General features: G+C 46.3%; 13 protein-coding genes. All 13 read left to right on the top strand.

The window, feature by feature from the left end:
* Positions 1–6: 6 nt before the first annotated feature.
* The 13 genes from ACFQ3J_RS03175 (at position 7) to ACFQ3J_RS03235 (ending at position 16,868) form a co-directional block, all read left to right on the top strand.
* The gene (locus tag ACFQ3J_RS03175) at positions 7–1,242 is read left to right on the top strand and encodes a putative amidoligase domain-containing protein (protein WP_251581114.1); all 1,236 of its coding nucleotides are present in this window, start codon (positions 7–9) and stop codon (positions 1,240–1,242) included.
* A 133-nt stretch (positions 1,243–1,375) separates the two neighbouring features.
* Entirely contained in the window at positions 1,376–4,126 is a 2,751-nt protein-coding gene (gene mutS / locus ACFQ3J_RS03180) for a DNA mismatch repair protein MutS (RefSeq protein ID WP_251581116.1), read from the top strand.
* Positions 4,127–4,161: 35 nt separating this feature from the next.
* The gene (mutL, locus tag ACFQ3J_RS03185) at positions 4,162–6,318 is read left to right on the top strand and encodes a DNA mismatch repair endonuclease MutL (RefSeq protein WP_251581118.1); all 2,157 of its coding nucleotides are present in this window, start codon (positions 4,162–4,164) and stop codon (positions 6,316–6,318) included.
* A gap of 58 nt (positions 6,319–6,376) precedes the next feature.
* Entirely contained in the window at positions 6,377–7,168 is a 792-nt protein-coding gene (locus tag ACFQ3J_RS03190) for a class I SAM-dependent methyltransferase (RefSeq protein ID WP_251581120.1), read from the top strand.
* A complete protein-coding gene (miaA, locus tag ACFQ3J_RS03195; RefSeq protein WP_251581122.1) occupies positions 7,146–8,126 on the top strand; it encodes a tRNA (adenosine(37)-N6)-dimethylallyltransferase MiaA in 981 nt (326 codons plus the stop codon). Before ACFQ3J_RS03190 ends, miaA begins: the two co-directional genes overlap by 23 nt.
* Before the next feature lie 20 nt (positions 8,127–8,146).
* The gene (gene hfq, locus ACFQ3J_RS03200; RefSeq protein WP_047910668.1) at positions 8,147–8,386 is read left to right on the top strand and encodes an RNA chaperone Hfq; all 240 of its coding nucleotides are present in this window, start codon (positions 8,147–8,149) and stop codon (positions 8,384–8,386) included.
* Between the two features lie 184 nt (positions 8,387–8,570).
* A complete protein-coding gene (locus tag ACFQ3J_RS03205; RefSeq protein ID WP_251581124.1) occupies positions 8,571–11,219 on the top strand; it encodes a transglycosylase domain-containing protein in 2,649 nt (882 codons plus the stop codon).
* 162 nt (positions 11,220–11,381) lie between these two features.
* Complete coding sequence (locus ACFQ3J_RS03210) at positions 11,382–11,933, top strand: DUF402 domain-containing protein (RefSeq protein ID WP_091157746.1); 552 nt, start codon at positions 11,382–11,384, stop codon at positions 11,931–11,933.
* 3 nt (positions 11,934–11,936) lie between these two features.
* A complete protein-coding gene (locus ACFQ3J_RS03215; protein WP_244533210.1) occupies positions 11,937–12,587 on the top strand; it encodes a SanA/YdcF family protein in 651 nt (216 codons plus the stop codon).
* 93 nt (positions 12,588–12,680) lie between these two features.
* Complete coding sequence (locus tag ACFQ3J_RS03220) at positions 12,681–13,667, top strand: AAA family ATPase (RefSeq protein ID WP_091157745.1); 987 nt, start codon at positions 12,681–12,683, stop codon at positions 13,665–13,667.
* 76 nt (positions 13,668–13,743) lie between these two features.
* Positions 13,744–15,036 carry a GTPase HflX gene (hflX, locus tag ACFQ3J_RS03225; RefSeq protein ID WP_251581126.1) on the top strand — a complete coding sequence of 431 codons (1,293 nt, stop codon included), beginning with the start codon at positions 13,744–13,746 and terminating at the stop codon, positions 15,034–15,036.
* 76 nt (positions 15,037–15,112) lie between these two features.
* Positions 15,113–16,366 carry a methionine gamma-lyase family protein gene (locus ACFQ3J_RS03230; protein ID WP_251581128.1) on the top strand — a complete coding sequence of 418 codons (1,254 nt, stop codon included), beginning with the start codon at positions 15,113–15,115 and terminating at the stop codon, positions 16,364–16,366.
* Between the two features lie 85 nt (positions 16,367–16,451).
* Complete coding sequence (locus tag ACFQ3J_RS03235) at positions 16,452–16,868, top strand: MerR family transcriptional regulator (RefSeq protein ID WP_047910662.1); 417 nt, start codon at positions 16,452–16,454, stop codon at positions 16,866–16,868.
* Positions 16,869–17,029: the final 161 nt, after the last annotated feature.

Consider the following 17,029-nt stretch of genomic DNA (forward strand, 5'->3'; position numbering starts at 1 on the left):
GATGCCATGGTTATAATTCGAAATCCAGAGCATTATGAGTCGATGACAATGGAGGAGCGTGAGGCAAGATTGACCCGCTCAGGACTTCGTTCTTCCCTAATTCGTCCTAAGGAGAACATGCTTCAGTTCCATGTGACTTACGAAGTCTTGATAAGCCAGCTACGTGCGTTAAGAATCGTCAAAAAAAGCTTTACCGGAATTCGGGAAGGCAACAGGACTGTACTGCATAGAGAGGACAACACTTCGCTCTACAATCGGATTGAACGAGCTGCAGTTCGTGCGGCATATGCACTGAATCTGGAGCATGCGGAGGTTGTGCTGCAGGCAGGCGGGCAGGAAGGAATTAACGTAAGCAGCGTTCATACACAGCCATGGTTAATTAGAGAAGGAGTAGCTGATTTGTACGAACAGGCGATGATGGAGAAGCATCTTGCACTCGAGGCGGAGAGAAATTTGCACACGTCTCCCGTACTCGGTATGGATCCCGAATTTCTGCTTGTGAGTCAACAGGAGGACAGAGTTGTTCCTGCTTCCTTATTTCTGGAACGAACAGGCGAGGCGGGGTGTGACGCCATAACGCGAGGCGGTAGAAGATCTTATCCTGTCGCGGAACTTAGACCCATGCCAAGCTCAGAACCTCGTGAGCTGCTTGCTCATTTGATGCACGCATTCTTAACCGCTTCAACGCTTATTACCGATCACACGCTGTTATGGAGAGCAGGCGGACTTCCTGTGAAGGGGCTTCCGCTGGGCGGACATGTCCATTTCAGCAGAGTGGTGCTGACCTTTGATCTCTTACGTGCACTGGATAACTACTTGGCGCTCCCGATTGCCATATTGGAAGATCCTCGCAGCAGTGGACGAAGACCGAAATACGGCTACTTGGGTGACTTTAGAATTCAGCCCTATGGCGGATTCGAATATAGAACACTTCCGAGCTTCTTGGTATCCCCAATGATCGCCAAAGGGGTGGTCTCCATTGCTTATCTCGTAGCTGCAAATTACCGGCTGCTCCGACGTAGACCGCTTGATCTCACCGAGAATCATGAAGCATTCTATAAGGGGAACAAAGAAATTCTTCGCGGACTGGTTCATCCCTTGCTGCAGGAATTGACAGCTCTGCCTGATTACAACCGGCATCATAAATATGTGAATCCCTTGATCAGGGCGCTTTATCAAGGGAAGACGTGGGATGAATCCAAGGATATAAGACCTCTATGGAATATTCAGCAAAAGCCATGAATATGAGGTCTCTTTTTGATATAATAAGCGGATGAATCCATTACATTTGCAATAATGAGTTAAGACATGGATTCGGTTAAACTTAATATATGTTTTACTCGAAGTAAAATGTGTGGCAGGAGTGGTATAATTCATGGCTCAATACACGCCAATGATTGAACAATATTTGAAGGTAAAAGAACAGGCGCAGGATGCGTTTCTTTTTTTTAGACTTGGTGACTTTTATGAAATGTTTTTTGAGGATGCAACCCTTGCTGCAAAGGAACTGGAAATTACGTTAACCGGCCGTGAAGGCGGTGGCGGAGAACGTATTCCGATGTGCGGCGTGCCTTATCATTCCGCCGATAACTACATCCAGCGATTGATTGAGAAAGGGTATAAGGTTGCGGTATGTGAACAAATGGAGGATCCGGCCGCAACCAAAGGAATGGTACGCCGTGAGATCGTGAGGGTGATTACGCCTGGCACCGTGATGGAAGGCAAGACGATTGGCGAGAAGACGAACAATTATATGATCTGCTTGACGCAAACAAGCGGTATTTTGGCTATTGCTGCCTGTGATTTATCCACAGGAGAGCTGTATATTACCTCTGCTCCATATTCAGAAAAGTGGCTGAAGGATGAAATCGGGATCTATGAGCCTTCCGAGCTGCTCGGAGATGCTGATCTCCTTCAAACGGTGCAGTCCGAAAAGCTGGCAGGCAACCGAAAGATAACCTATACGGCTTTTGATAAGAGCAAAGCTGAGCTTGTTATAACCCAATTTGGTGAAGCTGCATGGGCGCGTCTAGGGGAAGAGCGCAGACATTGTCTCGCGACGCTGTTTGCCTATCTGCATGAGACCCAGAAGCGTTCTTTGTGGCAATTGACACAAATCCAGACGTATGAGCCGGATCATTATATGATTCTGGATCCTTTCACCAGAAGAAATCTGGAGCTTGTGGAAACCGTACGTGACCGCTCCAAGAGGGGCTCTCTTCTATCTCTCATAGATAAGACAGAGACCTCCATGGGTGCGAGAATGCTTAGACGCTGGATTGATAAGCCTCTGCTCCAACGACAGAAAATTGAAGAACGTCTTGAAGCGGTAGACAAGCTGTACAATCAGTTTATTCTGCGAAGCGACATTCGTGAGCAGCTGAAAGAAATTTATGATCTGGAACGACTCGTTGGTCGGATTGCATTCGGCAATGCCAATGGACGAGATTTAAATGCGCTCAAGGTGTCCCTTGATATGATCCCTGCGCTTGCCAAGCTGTGTGCAGATTCTCCATCAAGTACCTTGCGCCATATTGCAGAATCGATGGATGATTGTCGTGATTTACGCGATATGATTCAGCATGCCATCGTGGACGAACCGCCTGTATCCGTCAGGGAAGGTGGAATGATACGTGAAGGATATCATGAGCACTTGGATGAGCTGCGTTATGCAAGTGTGAATGGTAAACGCTGGATCGCGGAGCTGGAAGCACAGGAACGCGAAATTACGGGGATCCGCTCTCTCAAGATCGGTTATAACAAAGTGTTTGGCTACTATATTGAGGTGACCAAATCCAATATTTCCTCCCTTCCTGAGGGCAGATATGAGCGCAAACAAACTTTGGCTAATGCAGAGAGGTATATTACTCCTGAACTGAAAGAGAAAGAGTCTCTTATTCTGGAAGCTGAAGATAAAATGGTGGGGCTTGAATATTCATTGTTTATCGAGATTCGTGATCAGCTTGGCAAGGAAATTAAAAGATTGCAGAAATTGGCTGAGCAGGTCGCAGAGATTGATGTGTACCATTCGCTTGCAGCTGTCAGTGCAGAACGCGGTTTTATCAAACCAAGCATCACTGATGGATTTGACATGAGGGTTATTGAAGGGCGGCACCCCGTTGTAGAATCAGTTATGCGTGATGGTGCATTCATGGCAAATGATACGGTGTTAACACAGGAGGATCCGAGAATTCTTTTGATTACCGGGCCGAATATGGCGGGTAAGAGCACGTACATGCGTCAAGTGGCGCTAATATCCATTCTGGCTCAAATTGGCTGCTTCGTTCCAGCAGTGGAGGCAGAGGTTCCGATCATGGATCGAATATTTACGAGAATTGGTGCCGGTGATGATTTGATCGGCGGTCAGAGTACATTTATGGTAGAAATGGCTGACATTCAGGTCATGACGGAAAAAGCAACCCCGCGAAGCCTGATTATTATTGACGAGCTGGGGCGCGGAACCTCAACGAGTGAAGGCATGGCGATTGCTCAGTCTGTCATTGAATATGTGCACGATCATATCGGATGCAAAGCTCTGGTCTCCACTCATTTTCATGAGCTTGCCCATCTGGAGGATAGTCTTCCTTCCCTTCGAAATTATTCGATGGCAGTGCAGGAGAAGGAAAATGAAGTGCAGTTTCTGCGCAAACTGATCCCTGGCGCGGCAAGCAGCAGCTATGGTATTTATGTCGCAAGACTAGCTGGACTGCCGAGCTCCATCATTGACCGTGCCAGCAGGCTGATCCATACCATTGAGGAGCACTCGATTGACATGGTTGCTGAAGGACATAAGGAGCCGTTCAAGGCAGATTATCATCAGGCCGAGAAGGAAGCAGCAGCTGCGTCAGATGAAATGATCACGAAGGATAAAAAGCTGGCTGAGATGTCGTTTGAAGAAGCACAAGCGGATGGGACAGCAGCTTCTTCTAATGAAGTTGTGCAGCTATCAATATTTGGTGATGAAGTACCTGAGCCGAAGAAGAAAGGGATTCAGGAAGGTCGTGAATTGGACCCTGTTGTCAAACAGCTGATTAAACGGCTTAAGAGTGCGGATTTAATGAATATGACGCCTCTTCAAGCGATGCAGCTTGTCAATGAACTGAAAATGAAAGTAACGGATATGTAATATGATCTGAACCTATATAAAGGGAGGGGTAAAAGGTGGCTAGAATTCATGTGCTGGACGAGCATATTGCCAATCAGATCGCTGCCGGTGAAGTGGTGGAGAGACCCGCTTCTGTCGTTAAGGAGCTTGTGGAGAATTCCATTGATGCAGGAAGCACTCGAATCGATGTATCCATACATGAAGGAGGACTTCATAGCATCCGGATCACCGATAATGGAGGCGGAATTGATGCAGAGGATATGGAAACCGCCTTTTACCGCCATGCTACGAGTAAAATTGCAAATGGTCGAGATTTATTTGAAATCACTAGTCTTGGTTTTCGGGGAGAGGCATTACCGAGTATTGCTGCCGTATCCAAAGTAAGGTTGATCAGTGCAACCGAATCCGATGGACGTGGCCGTGAGATTGTCATTGAGGGCGGCAAGCTGATTAAGCATGACGATATTACTGCCTCTCGTGGGACTGATTTTTTGGTTGAGGAGTTGTTCTACAATACCCCGGCCAGATTGAAATATATGAAGACGATCCAGACCGAGCTGGGGCATATTTCTGATGTCCTGTACAGAATGGCGTTATCCCACGCAGATATCGCGTTTACGTTAAGGCATAATGGCAACCTGATCTTGCAAACCCTTGGCAATGGAGACTTGCTTCAGGTCATTGCTGCGATTTACGGAACATCAGCTGCCAAATCAATGCTTCCCATCAGCGGTGAAAGCCTGGACTACCGAATCAGCGGTTATGTAAGCAGGCCTGATCTTACCAGAGCTAATCGCAATGGTATTTCCACCATCATTAATGGCCGTTATATTAAAAATTATGGGCTGAACCAAGCGCTGTTTAAGGCTTACCATACGCTGCTTCCTATCAACCGGTTTCCACTTGCCGTATTGCAGCTGGACATGCATCCGTCATTAGTGGATGTTAACGTCCACCCGGCAAAATTGGAGGTTCGATTCAGCAAGGAGCCTGAGCTGTATACTTTTGTGGAGGAGCACACTCGCGCTGCACTTAAGCAGGAAGTGCTCATTCCCCAAGTAATTAAACAGAGCATTGGGAAGCCGGAGAGCAAATCGTTTATTCAGGAGCAATTCCATTTTTCGAAATCGAAGTCGCATGAGGAGCAGGTCGGTTCAGCGAATTCGGGAGTCGCTGAAACTGCAGGAACGGTGCAAACTTCATCGTTATCGAGCCCTGTAAAGAACGTGCATTATTCAGGGGACAAGCAGGGGGGTGACCGGCCAGAATATGGGATGAATAGCTCCAAGATGCAGCCCCGGCCATCCGGTGCCGAGAATTGGAATACTTCAGTTACAGGGAAAACGGGAGGAAGTTCTTCCACTGTTCCAATTGAAGATTTGGATGAAAATTACACTGCGCTCGATTCTTCCAAGAATTATGGAGCGGATCAGCGAAATGTTAATCGTACTCAGGACAGTCGTACTTATGTGCCTAGTGAGAAGGACAAGCAGCAGGTTATTCGAGAAACGAGATCGAACCTTGCAAATGGGGATTATTACCGGGACAGCGCTGCGCTTAAGGCAAGGAATGCACAAGGAATGAGCAGAGATCATTATGCACAGCTTGCTGGTACAAAGGCGGAGCTGCCACAGTTCCCTGAACTGGAGCTGATTGGTCAGCATCACGGGACTTATTTGATCGCACAAAATGAGAACGGGCTGTATCTGATTGACCAACACGCTGCTCACGAGAGAATTAATTATGAATTTTACTACAACCAATTCGGAAATCCGGTTGAAGCTTCTCAGGAGCTGCTGCTCCCTATCACTCTGGAGTTTACACCTTCAGAGACAGAGCAGCTGAAGAACAAGCTTCATTGGTTTGAACAAGCGGGGGTCTATCTGGAGCATTTCGGTGGACAAACCTTCCGTGTTACATCGTATCCTTATTGGCTACCTAAGGGCGATGAAGAGTCAATTATTCTGGAAATGGCCGAATGGGTGCTTTCAGAGCGGGGGATTGACTTGTCCAAGCTGCGAGAAGCATCATCCATTATGTGCTCATGCAAGGCATCAATCAAAGCCAATCAGAAACTGACAGAGCAGGAAGCGGTCGTGCTATTGCAGCGGCTTGCGAGCTGCAAGCAGCCTTACACCTGTCCACATGGAAGACCTATTGTCGTCTCCTTCTCAACCTATGATCTTGAAAAAATGTTTAAAAGAGTGATGTAATGTGGAAAAACTTGAAGTAGTTGAACGAAATCAGATGCTTATGATTAGGAGAAATTAAATGATAATTACAACTGGCGATACGAATGCAAAGACGCTTGCGGAGCGTGCTGTTCGTCTCGCCGAGCTTACCAATTCAAGCTATGTCCAGAGAAATAAAGCTTCCCTGACCAAGCTATCGGAACAATATGGCGATGAAGACATTATCGTGGTAGTGACAAATGGCGTTCGTTTGATTAGTCCAGGGGAGCCTGTGCTTGAATTTCATCCAAGCATGGGGTTCGTTCGGGCTAAGCGCGTATTAAAAGGAGAAAGCGATCCTATGCTGGAAGCTGCGAATTTCCAAAAGGGCGACTCTGTGCTGGACTGCACTGCAGGTCTTGGTACGGATTCGCTGGTCTTCGCAGTAGCTGCAGGAGGAGAAGGACATGTCACTGCTTGCGAGAGCTCTCATGCTTTGTACACCGTATTGCTAGAAGGTATGCGGTATTACCAGAGCGGGAACAGCTGTGTGGATGAGGCACTCAGATCAATTCAGGTGAAGCACAGTAACCATTTAGAGCTGCTTCGCAGCATGAACGACAATAGTGTCGATATCGTATATTTTGACCCGATGTTCCGTGAGCCTGTTATGGATTCGAACGCGATTCGTCCTTTGCGCAGATACGCGAATAGTGCGCCCTTGGCACTGGAGAGCATCACAGAGGCCAAGAGAGTAGCTAGAAAGACAGTCATCTTGAAAGAAAAAAGGGACAGTGGCGAATTTGCCAGACTCGGTTTTAGTGCCGTGAATCGTGCCCATTCAAAAACAGTGTACGGAGTGATTGAACTTGACAGAAATTCAAAAGTCTAAGCTGCTTGTACTGGTGGGACCTACCGCCGTAGGCAAGACAAAAATGAGCATTGAACTGGCGAAGACCTTTCAATGCGAAATTATCTCGGGAGATTCCATGCAGGTCTACAGACGGATGGACATTGGGACGGCAAAGATCAAGCCAGAGGAAATGGAAGGCATCCCTCACCATCTTATCGACATTCATGAGCCGGATTACCCATATTCTGTTGCGGAATTCCAAGAGGAGAGCCGCAGGCTGATTCGAGAGATCCATGGGCGAGGCAAGCTGCCATTTATTGTAGGAGGGACCGGTCTTTATGTAGAATCGGTATGCTATGATTTTCAATTTTCTGAAGCAGGCTCCGATGAACAATTTAGAAAAGCCCAGTTCGATTATGCGGAAGCAAATGGAGCGGAGGCGCTGCACAATAAGCTGCTTGAAGTAGATGCTGAAAGTGCAGCAAGACTTCATCCAAACGACGTACGCAGAGTGGTGCGATCCCTTGAAATATTTCACATGACCGGAGTCAAACAATCAGAGCAGCTGGCTGCTCAGAATAAGCAGTCTCCCTATGATCTCTGTATCGTCGGTTTGACAATGGATAGAGAAATGCTATATAACCGTATTGAAGACCGAATTGACGAAATGATGAGGGAAGGGCTGGTAGAGGAGGTTGCTTCACTTCTTAGCCAAGGGGTGGGTCCCGGCTCTATTTCCATGCAAGGCCTCGGTTATAAAGAGATTGCTGCATACCTGCGTGGAGAGGCACCACTGGATACAGCAGTAAGTGAACTAAAGAGGGATACGCGTCGCTTCGCCAAACGACAGCTGTCCTGGTTCCGTCATATGAAGGATATTCAATGGGTGGATATGACGGACACAGCAAATTTTTCTACGAACTTCGCTACTATACGTGATATAATAGCAGATAAGCTGAATTTGGAGCATGATTATTCTTCAAATCAATCTAATTGAACTTATTGGGGGTACGGCTAATGACCAAGTCCATCAACATCCAAGATACGTTCTTGAATCAAATGCGCAAAGAAAATATTCCAGCCACCATTTTTCTCGTCAACGGTTTTCAAATTCGCGGGACTGTCAAGGCATTTGATAATTATACCATTGTTGTCGACAGTGACGGACGCCAGCAAATGATTTACAAACATGCCATATCCACCTTTACACCACAACGGAATATTTCTCTTATGCAAAATGGCAGTGGTGAAGAATAAATTATCAATGAAACTTTTAAAGAGTCCATTTCGTTAAATACGTATAGGATTGAGGCGGAGCAACCTGTAAAGGTTGTTCTTTTACTTCTCAGGAGAAAAGTTTACAAATTGGTTTCAAATCTACTAAAAAAGACTTAAAGACTAGCATAAAGATGCTACACCTAAAAGGGAGTCAGGAGGTACCATGTCAAACGATACACTATCTAGGTCTGGGAATCGTAAGAATAATCAAAAAGAGAAGAAACCAGGACCTAAGAAAAAGAAAAAAATATCGGGTAAACGTTTAGCCTGGACATTATTTTTTACAGCGGCTTTTGCCATCTTTGTTGCGCTTGCCGGCTATCTGTTTATTATGGTCAGCGGTGAACGGATCTTACAGGCCAACTTTGACAAAATGTCAGTAAATGAAACATCCAAGGTATATGACCGAAATGGTGAGGAGATCAGTGAGCTGTCGATTGAGAAGCGTGATCCTGTCGACGAAGAGGATATTCCTCAAATATTAAAGGATGCGTTTATAGCGACAGAGGATAAGAGGTTCTACGAACACAATGGTGTAGACCTGTGGGCGATCGGCCGGGCAGCAGTAACGGATATTATGGCCCGTTCTCTGGTTGAAGGCGGAAGTACCATCTCTCAGCAGCTTGCCAAGAACGTCTTCCTGACACGGGACAAAACGTTCTTCCGCAAAGCGACAGAGATGTCTATCGCGCTCGCGATTGAACGGAACTATTCAAAAGATGAAATTTTGACGATGTATTTAAACCGTACTTGGTTCGGGTACCAGAACTATGGTATTCAAACCGCTTCGGAGTTTTATTTCGGCAAGAGTGATCTGAATGAGCTGGAATTATGGGAAGTTGCTACGCTAGCCGCGATTCCTAAGGGCCCATCTGCTTACAATCCGGCTGGTAATCCCAACGACTCCAAGGAAAGAAGAGGGGTTGTCCTTCAGTTAATGTATGATCAAGGATACATTTCGAAGGAAGAGATGGATGAGGCGAAAGCCGTGGATTACGCTTATGAACGCCCGGAAGAGGAGAAGAAATACGTTGCTTATGTCGATTACGTGCTGAAAGAGGCGGAGCGTGTAACAGGCAAAACGACGGACGATCTGAACATCGGTGGTTATAAGATCTTTACAACGATGGCTCCTGAAGCACAAGAAGCTGTAGAAGCAGCCTTTAAGAATGATGAATTGTTCGAAGAAAGCGCATCTGATCAGAAGGTACAGGGTTCGATGGTTATCATGGATCATGCAACAGGCGGTATCGTTGCGATGCAGGGAGGCCGTGACTATCAGCGTCAAGGCTGGAACCGGGCGACAAGCAGTTATCGTCAGCCGGGCTCCGCGTTTAAGCCGATTGCTTCCTATGCACCAGCTCTTGAAACCGGTGAATTTACGGCGAATACACCGCTTAGCAATTCACAGCAGTGCTTTGGTGATTACTGTCCTCGAAATCTGCATGGTTATTCGAATACGATTGGGATGGCTGATGCCATTACGACGTCTGAGAATATTCCTGCCGTGTGGCTTCTGAATGAAATCGGTGTAAATACGGGATATGAATTTGCCGAGAAGCTGGGTATTTCGATGACGGATGGTGACCGAAATCTGTCCATGGCGCTTGGTGGCTTGGATAAAGGCACCAATACGCTTGAGATGGCTGCGGCATACAGTGCTTTTGCCAATCGTGGTCAATATCAGGAAGGTCACGCCATTACGCGAATTGAGAACAGCGATGGCAAGGTAATTTATGAGTACGAGTCAGATGCTGAGCAAGTAATGAGCGAGCAGACTGCATATCAAATGACAGAGATGATGAAGGAAGTTGTCAATAGCGGTACAGGTACAAGTGCCAGTCTGGATCGTCCTGTGGCAGGTAAAACAGGAACGACACAGAGTGGTTACGAAGGAAACAGCGCAAACCGTGATGTGTGGTTTGTGGGCTACACACCTGAATATACCGCCGCAGTCTGGATGGGATATGATAATCCGGATCAGCAGCATCTGCTGAAGAACAGTAGTCGTCTTGCAGCCACATTCTTTAAGACGGTTATGGAAAAGGCGCTTGAAGGAGTGGAGCGCAAGGAATTCTTTGTGCCGGATAGTGAAATTCCAGAAGTGACCGAACCGCCAGTAGAAGAAGAGGAACCGGAAACGGATCTGACCGTTAGTGGCCTAAGTGTCTCTTATGATAAAGAGGCTCAGGCGGTATCACTTAGCTGGAGTGGTTCATCCACCGAAGGCGTGCAATACCGAATCTATCGTAAGGAGACGTCGGAAGGAAGCTTCAGTCGAATCCAGGATCAGATCTCGGGCACATCGGCAACGGATACGGGTGCGTTGCCGGGTCTGACCTATGAATATTATGTTACCGTTATTAATCCGGAGAATGGGGAAGACGCAAGTGAGTCCAACCATGTGTCACTGTTCATCGAACCGGAAGAGGAAGCCCCAGAACCTCCTGAGCAGCCGGAAGTTCCTGAGGAACCTGGTACAGATCCGGGTCAAGGCGAAGAGAATCCGGACAACAGCGGCAGCGGTAACGGAGAAGGGAACGGATCTGGTACCGGTGAAGGTAACGGCTCCGGTAATGAAGGTAATGGTGAAAATGGCTCTGGCAATGGAAATGGAAATGGCGAGGGTCAAGGAGGTAACGACACTGGCAATGGTGGTAATGGTACGGAACCTCCTTCAAGCGGAGGGGAAGGTAATAACGAAGGTGGAGAAACTCCGCCTGAGGAGACCACACCTCCAACTGGTGAAATCTCACCTCCAGGTGAAGAAAGCCCTCCGACTACAACAGTTCCAGGTACAACTTCACCCTGATGTATTTTAATGAAAGGCCTGCTGTCACAACTATGGCAGCAGGTCTTTTTTTGCGTACTGGTAATGATTTATTTTGTATATACGTAAATTTTGAGTGTATAACTTAAATATGGTAAGCTGTTTTTAATAAAGCGGATATTGGATGAGTAAAGAGGGATGAGGATGAAGAGAAAATTTGGAGATAGGGCGAACTGGCGACGGATTACGAACCGGCAATTCACCTGTCGATATGTTGAGAGCGAGGAGTTTACTGGCTATTTATCCCTTTATACCATCCATGAGTTAAAGGAACCACTATGGAAAACCTATGGAGGGTATACATTCTGCACAGCGGATAAAGGGTATTCCTGGCTTCAGTATTTTCCAAAAGATGAACACTTTGTGGTGACGGCGATGTTTGATGACCAGGAACGGATAATTGAGTGGTATATTGATACTTGCCGCAGTCAGGGAGTCACAGACCAGGGGGTCCCGTGGTTTGATGACTTATACTTGGATGTAATTGTTCTCAAGGATGGAGAAGTATTTTTGCTGGACGAGGATGAACTCGACGACGCTTTGGATAAGGGGCATATTACGACCACTGATTACGAATTGTCCATGCGGACAGCACAATACTTATTGCATTCGATTGATGCACATTCGTTCCCTTATTTCCAAATGTCATTGGAACAACGTTCCACTTTGTTCGAGAATGGAGAATTCAAGGAGTGAGCTATGACATTTGAGCAAGCAAAACCTATGAATAAAAGACCAAGGGAAACGAATTTTTTTCGATATGCATTTAGAATATTAGCAGCAGTAGTGATTATTGGGTTGATCTGGGTCGTTTATGTACAGTGGAAGATTTTCAATCCGAATGAGACAACTGAAATAGCTGATCCTGTTGACGTGGGCATTGTACTGGGGGCGTCGCTGTGGGGCGACGAGCCCAGCCCGGGTCTCGCTGAACGATTGGACAAGGCACTTGAGTTATACAACGCCGGAAGCTTTCGATACTTTATCGTCACAGGTGGATTGGACAGTCCTCAGCATCGACTTACCGAGGCCGAAGGAATGCAGCGCTATCTTGTAGAGCACGGTGTGGAGGCCTCTCGTATTTTTTTGGAGAACGAAGCTACCAGTACTTACGAGAATTTGCTGTTCAGTCAGAAAATTATGACAGATGAGGGCTTAACCTCATCCATCATTATAACGCATGATTTTCACGGAATGCGATCACTTGAAATCGCCGAGTTTCTTGACTATGAAGCACCCGCAGTCTCACTTGCTGAATCCGTGGTGATGCCTTTTTTGCCAAGCCAAATTCGGGAAACGCTTGCTTATACCAAATGGAAGTTGGACGCCGCACTCCTGTTCCTTCAGTAATATTTTTTAAGGGAAACTTCTAATAACATTGAACTAACTAGAATACTTTAGATAGAGAAGTTAGCCCCTTATGGAGTTGAGGTGAGCGTTTATATGAACGGAAGAGCGATGGCAGCAGGAGAGCGGCCGGAAGGTAGACCTTCCAGGCAAATTAATGTTGTTTTGCGTAATCAGACAGAAGGCTATGGTCTGAATAAAGAGTCCATATCAGATCCGGAAGAGACTGCTGCCTCTTTGAAGAACAATCCCCAGTTTGCGATGTATCTGGATATTCAGAAGGAATTGGATCAGCTGGTGGGCCTGGAGAGTATTAAGGATTTTGTATTTGAAATTTATGCATTTCTGCAAATTGCACAGATGAGATCTGATGCGGGACTCATGAGCGGTTCTCATGTGTATCATATGGTGTTCAAAGGCAATCCCGGTACTGGCAAGACAACGGTTGCTCGTATCGTCGCCAAGCTGTTCCAGAAGATGGGGGTCTTGGCTAAAGGTCATCTCATTGAGGTGGAGAGAGCTGATCTGGTTGGCGAATATATTGGTCATACTGCTCAAAAAACAAGGGATTTGGTTAAGAAGTCATTAGGCGGCATTCTGTTTATTGATGAAGCCTACAGCCTGGCACGCGGCGGTGAGAAGGATTTTGGCAAAGAAGCAATCGATACGCTGGTTAAAGCGATGGAAGACCACAAAAATCAATTTATATTGATACTTGCCGGCTATTCAGACGAGATCGATTTCTTTATGCAGACCAATCCTGGTCTGCCGTCCAGGTTTCCGATCCAAATCGAATTTCCTGACTATTCAATTGATCAGTTGATTCAGATTTCAGAGCTTATGGCGAAGGATCGAGATTATATTTTGATGCCTCAGACCATACTCAAGTTAAAGCAGCATCTGCTTGATGAGAAGAACGAAACGTCACAAGCCTTCAGCAATGCAAGGTATGTTCGAAATTTGATTGAGAAATCAATTAGACATCAAGCGGTCCGGCTGCTAAATCAGTACTCCTCAGGAAACCCTGGCAAATTGGAACTGATGACGCTTCGGGTCGAGGATTTGAAGCTAGACAAGAAATAAGCGATAATAGATATTCACTTACAATCCATAGGGACTGAAATTGTAGACGATACCTATATTTGAAGGAGCTTAAGAAATGACGAACTCCACACACGAGACATCCACGGAGATGAAAGATAAGGCTGTATTAGTCAGCTTAGTGACAGATGAAGTTAAGCGGTCAGGCTTAAATCCTGAGTATTCGTTAGAAGAGCTCGTTAAGCTTGCTGAAACAGCAGGTGTTGAAGTGCTCAGCGTGATATCTCAGAATCGGGAGACACCGGACTCCAAATGGTTCATTGGTAAAGGAAAGGTGGAAGAGCTTCGAGCAGCAGCAGAAGAGCTTGGCGCGACTACCGCTATATTTGACCAAGAGCTGTCTGGAGCACAGGTTCGTAATCTCGAAGAAAGCCTTGATCTGAAAATTATAGATCGAACCCAGCTGATCTTGGATATTTTTGCACAGCGTGCTCATACGAGAGAGGGTATCATTCAGGTTGAGCTGGCACAGCATTCTTATCTTCTGCCAAGACTGTCTGGACACGGCAAGAACCTGTCACGTCTTGGCGGGGGAATTGGTACAAGGGGGCCCGGTGAGAGCAAGCTGGAGACGGACCGCAGACATATTCGCGGACGGATTAACGACTTGAAGCGGCAATTAGAAGAGGTAACCCGTCACCGCAAGCTACACCGGGAACGCCGTAAGAAAAGCGGAGTTATTCAAGTGGCGCTGGTTGGTTATACAAATGCCGGCAAGTCTACACTGCTTAAACAGCTGACTTATGCTGATGTTTACATTGAGAATCAGTTGTTTGCAACGCTTGACCCCACTTCCCGAACGATGGAACTGCCAAGTGGAAAAGAAATTGTGTTAACAGATACGGTTGGTTTTATACAAAACCTTCCGCATGAGCTGGTCGCTGCTTTTAGAGCGACGCTCGAAGAGGTGAATGAGGCAGATCTGATCCTGCATGTCGTTGACGCTTCTTCTACGATGAGAGAGGAACAAATGAATGTCGTTGAAGAGCTGCTGCAGGAGCTGGGTGCTTCCGATAAACCACAAATCGTGCTGTTTAATAAGAAAGACGCTTGTTCTCCGGAACAGCTGCAAATGCTTCCTACAGGCAAGGGATACAGAAAAGTCAGTGCCTTTGATGAGCAGGATTTGCTAAGTATCCGTGAATTGATACAGGAGGAACTGACAGGAGATACGGTTAAGTTTAGAATTCCTGCCGATCGCGGTGATATCACCTCTGTCGTTTATCGAATCGGCGATGTGATCGAAACGGCATATGATGAGAACGATGTTATCTATGAAGTACAGGTCCAAAAAGGTGAATATGAGAAGCATGGATATTTGTTAAACGATTTTATTGATTCGTCAGATTGATGTGATTTTGTATACTAATAATGTAACGCACTAAAGTAATGTTGGTGTTAGTTTTGTGAGGAGAGAAAAACGAGAAATGGGTGTTTTTTCATCAGACATTGTTAAGCTTCAGCATATGATCGAGCACAAGATTGAATCACGGCTGCGAGAAGTAGACCTAGTCATTGACAGCAACCAATGGAAGGTAATTAATGCGTTTCAGAGACATCAAGTAAGCGACTTCCATTTTGCTGGATCTACAGGCTATGCATATAATGATCGCGGCCGAGAAGTGTTAGATGAAGTGTATGCCGACGTTTTTGGAGCGGAGGCGGCTTTGGTGCGTCCACATTTTGCATCGGGAACGCATACGATTGCCACCGCTCTTTTTGGTGTGCTAAGACCTGGAGATGAGCTCCTGTACATTACAGGCAGGCCTTACGACACGCTTCATAAGGTGATTGGCAAGCCGGATGATGGAACGGGATCATTGTACGATTTTGGTATTACATATCGTGAAACGGATTTGAGTCCTGAAGGACTGGTGGACTTTGCAGCGGTAGAACAGGCCATTCATTCCAATACCAAGGTTATCGGCATTCAGCGTTCAAGAGGATATGACTGGCGCTCATCCTTTACAGTGCAGCAGATCAAAGAAATGATTGAAAAAGTAAAAGCAATCAAGCCGGATGTGATTGTATTCGTAGACAATTGTTATGGGGAATTTACGGAGGAGCAGGAGCCAACTGAGGTAGGGGCAGACCTGATTGCAGGCTCTCTGATCAAAAATCCTGGTGGAGGTATTGCTGAAACAGGGGGCTACATTTGTGGTAAAGCAAAATATGTCCAGCTGGCTGCATACCGCTTAACTGCACCCGGTATTGGGGGAGAAGTAGGTGCAATGCTGGGTACGACAAGAGGGATATATCAGGGTTTGTATCTTGCTCCATCTACCGTGGGACAAGCCATAAAGGGTAGCATTTTTGCTTCAGCTATGTTTGAAGCAGTCGGTTTTGAAACGAAGCCGGCGTGGAATGAAATACGAACAGATCTGATTCAGGCTGTTTCCTTTAGCGGACCAGAACATCTGATTGCGTTCGTACAAGGTATTCAGCGTGCCGCCGCTGTGGACAGTCATGTCGTGCCGGAGCCATGGGATATGCCGGGTTATGAACATCCGGTTATTATGGCAGCAGGAACCTTTATTCAAGGAGGCAGTCTGGAGCTCTCCGCCGATGCGCCGATTCGTGAGCCTTATATTGGATATATGCAAGGCGGACTTACTTATTCTCATGTGAAATACGGTGTGCTCATGGCGTTACAAACGATGAAAAATCGTAATTTACTGTAAGTTTACCTAACACATCATTGACACTTAGTATCATAAAAATGTACAATGATGATATCTTAGAATACTTGGAAGGTAGATGAACGAGATGGGTGACGAAATACGCAGAAATATGGCCTTATTTCCAATTGGTATTGTGATGAAGCTTACTGATTTGTCTGCACGCCAGATCCGCTACTATGAACAGCATAATTTGATCGTACCTGCACGTACTTCGGGCAATCAAAGAATGTTTTCTTTTAATGATGTCGAACGATTGCTCGAGATTAAAGCCCTCATTGAGAAGGGTGTAAACATAGCTGGAATCAAACAAGTAATGAATCCTGTCACGAAAGAGTCAGAGGAAGCAACGATCATTACGGCGGACACAGAAGTGAAGCGCAGAGAGCTGTCAGATTCACAGCTCCACCGTTTACTTAAGCAGCAGCTGGTATCTGGCGGCAAACGCCCAGGACAGGTTTCTCTGATCCAAGGGGAGCTGTCGAGGTTCTTTAACAAGAAGTAATGTTAGTTAACGAAGGGGAGCGGGTATAAGAAAAACAGGATAGGAATGCCTTAAGAGCTCGTAATCGCTTTCTTGACATCTTATCCTTTGCCTGTGACAATGAATGAGACCCATCATTTCTTGCAGCTCTGTAGTGGCGTTATCTGCGGTATACGATTAAC

It is taken from the genome of Paenibacillus provencensis (assembly GCF_042678545.1).
Lineage (GTDB): Bacteria > Bacillota > Bacilli > Paenibacillales > Paenibacillaceae > Paenibacillus > Paenibacillus provencensis.

Bases quoted from the DNA above. Each gene is read 5' to 3' on its own strand.
- ACFQ3J_RS03175 (WP_251581114.1), top strand. From the start codon at position 7: ATGGTTATAATTCGAAATCCAGAGCATTATGAGTCGATGACAATGGAG.
- mutS (WP_251581116.1), top strand. From the start codon at position 1,376: ATGGCTCAATACACGCCAATGATTGAACAATATTTGAAGGTAAAAGAA.
- ACFQ3J_RS03190 (WP_251581120.1), top strand. From the start codon at position 6,377: ATGATAATTACAACTGGCGATACGAATGCAAAGACGCTTGCGGAGCGT.
- hfq (WP_047910668.1), top strand. From the start codon at position 8,147: ATGACCAAGTCCATCAACATCCAAGATACGTTCTTGAATCAAATGCGC.
- ACFQ3J_RS03205 (WP_251581124.1), top strand. From the start codon at position 8,571: ATGTCAAACGATACACTATCTAGGTCTGGGAATCGTAAGAATAATCAA.
- ACFQ3J_RS03210 (WP_091157746.1), top strand. From the start codon at position 11,382: ATGAAGAGAAAATTTGGAGATAGGGCGAACTGGCGACGGATTACGAAC.
- ACFQ3J_RS03215 (WP_244533210.1), top strand. From the start codon at position 11,937: ATGACATTTGAGCAAGCAAAACCTATGAATAAAAGACCAAGGGAAACG.
- ACFQ3J_RS03220 (WP_091157745.1), top strand. From the start codon at position 12,681: ATGAACGGAAGAGCGATGGCAGCAGGAGAGCGGCCGGAAGGTAGACCT.
- hflX (WP_251581126.1), top strand. From the start codon at position 13,744: ATGACGAACTCCACACACGAGACATCCACGGAGATGAAAGATAAGGCT.
- ACFQ3J_RS03230 (WP_251581128.1), top strand. From the start codon at position 15,113: ATGGGTGTTTTTTCATCAGACATTGTTAAGCTTCAGCATATGATCGAG.
- ACFQ3J_RS03235 (WP_047910662.1), top strand. From the start codon at position 16,452: ATGGGTGACGAAATACGCAGAAATATGGCCTTATTTCCAATTGGTATT.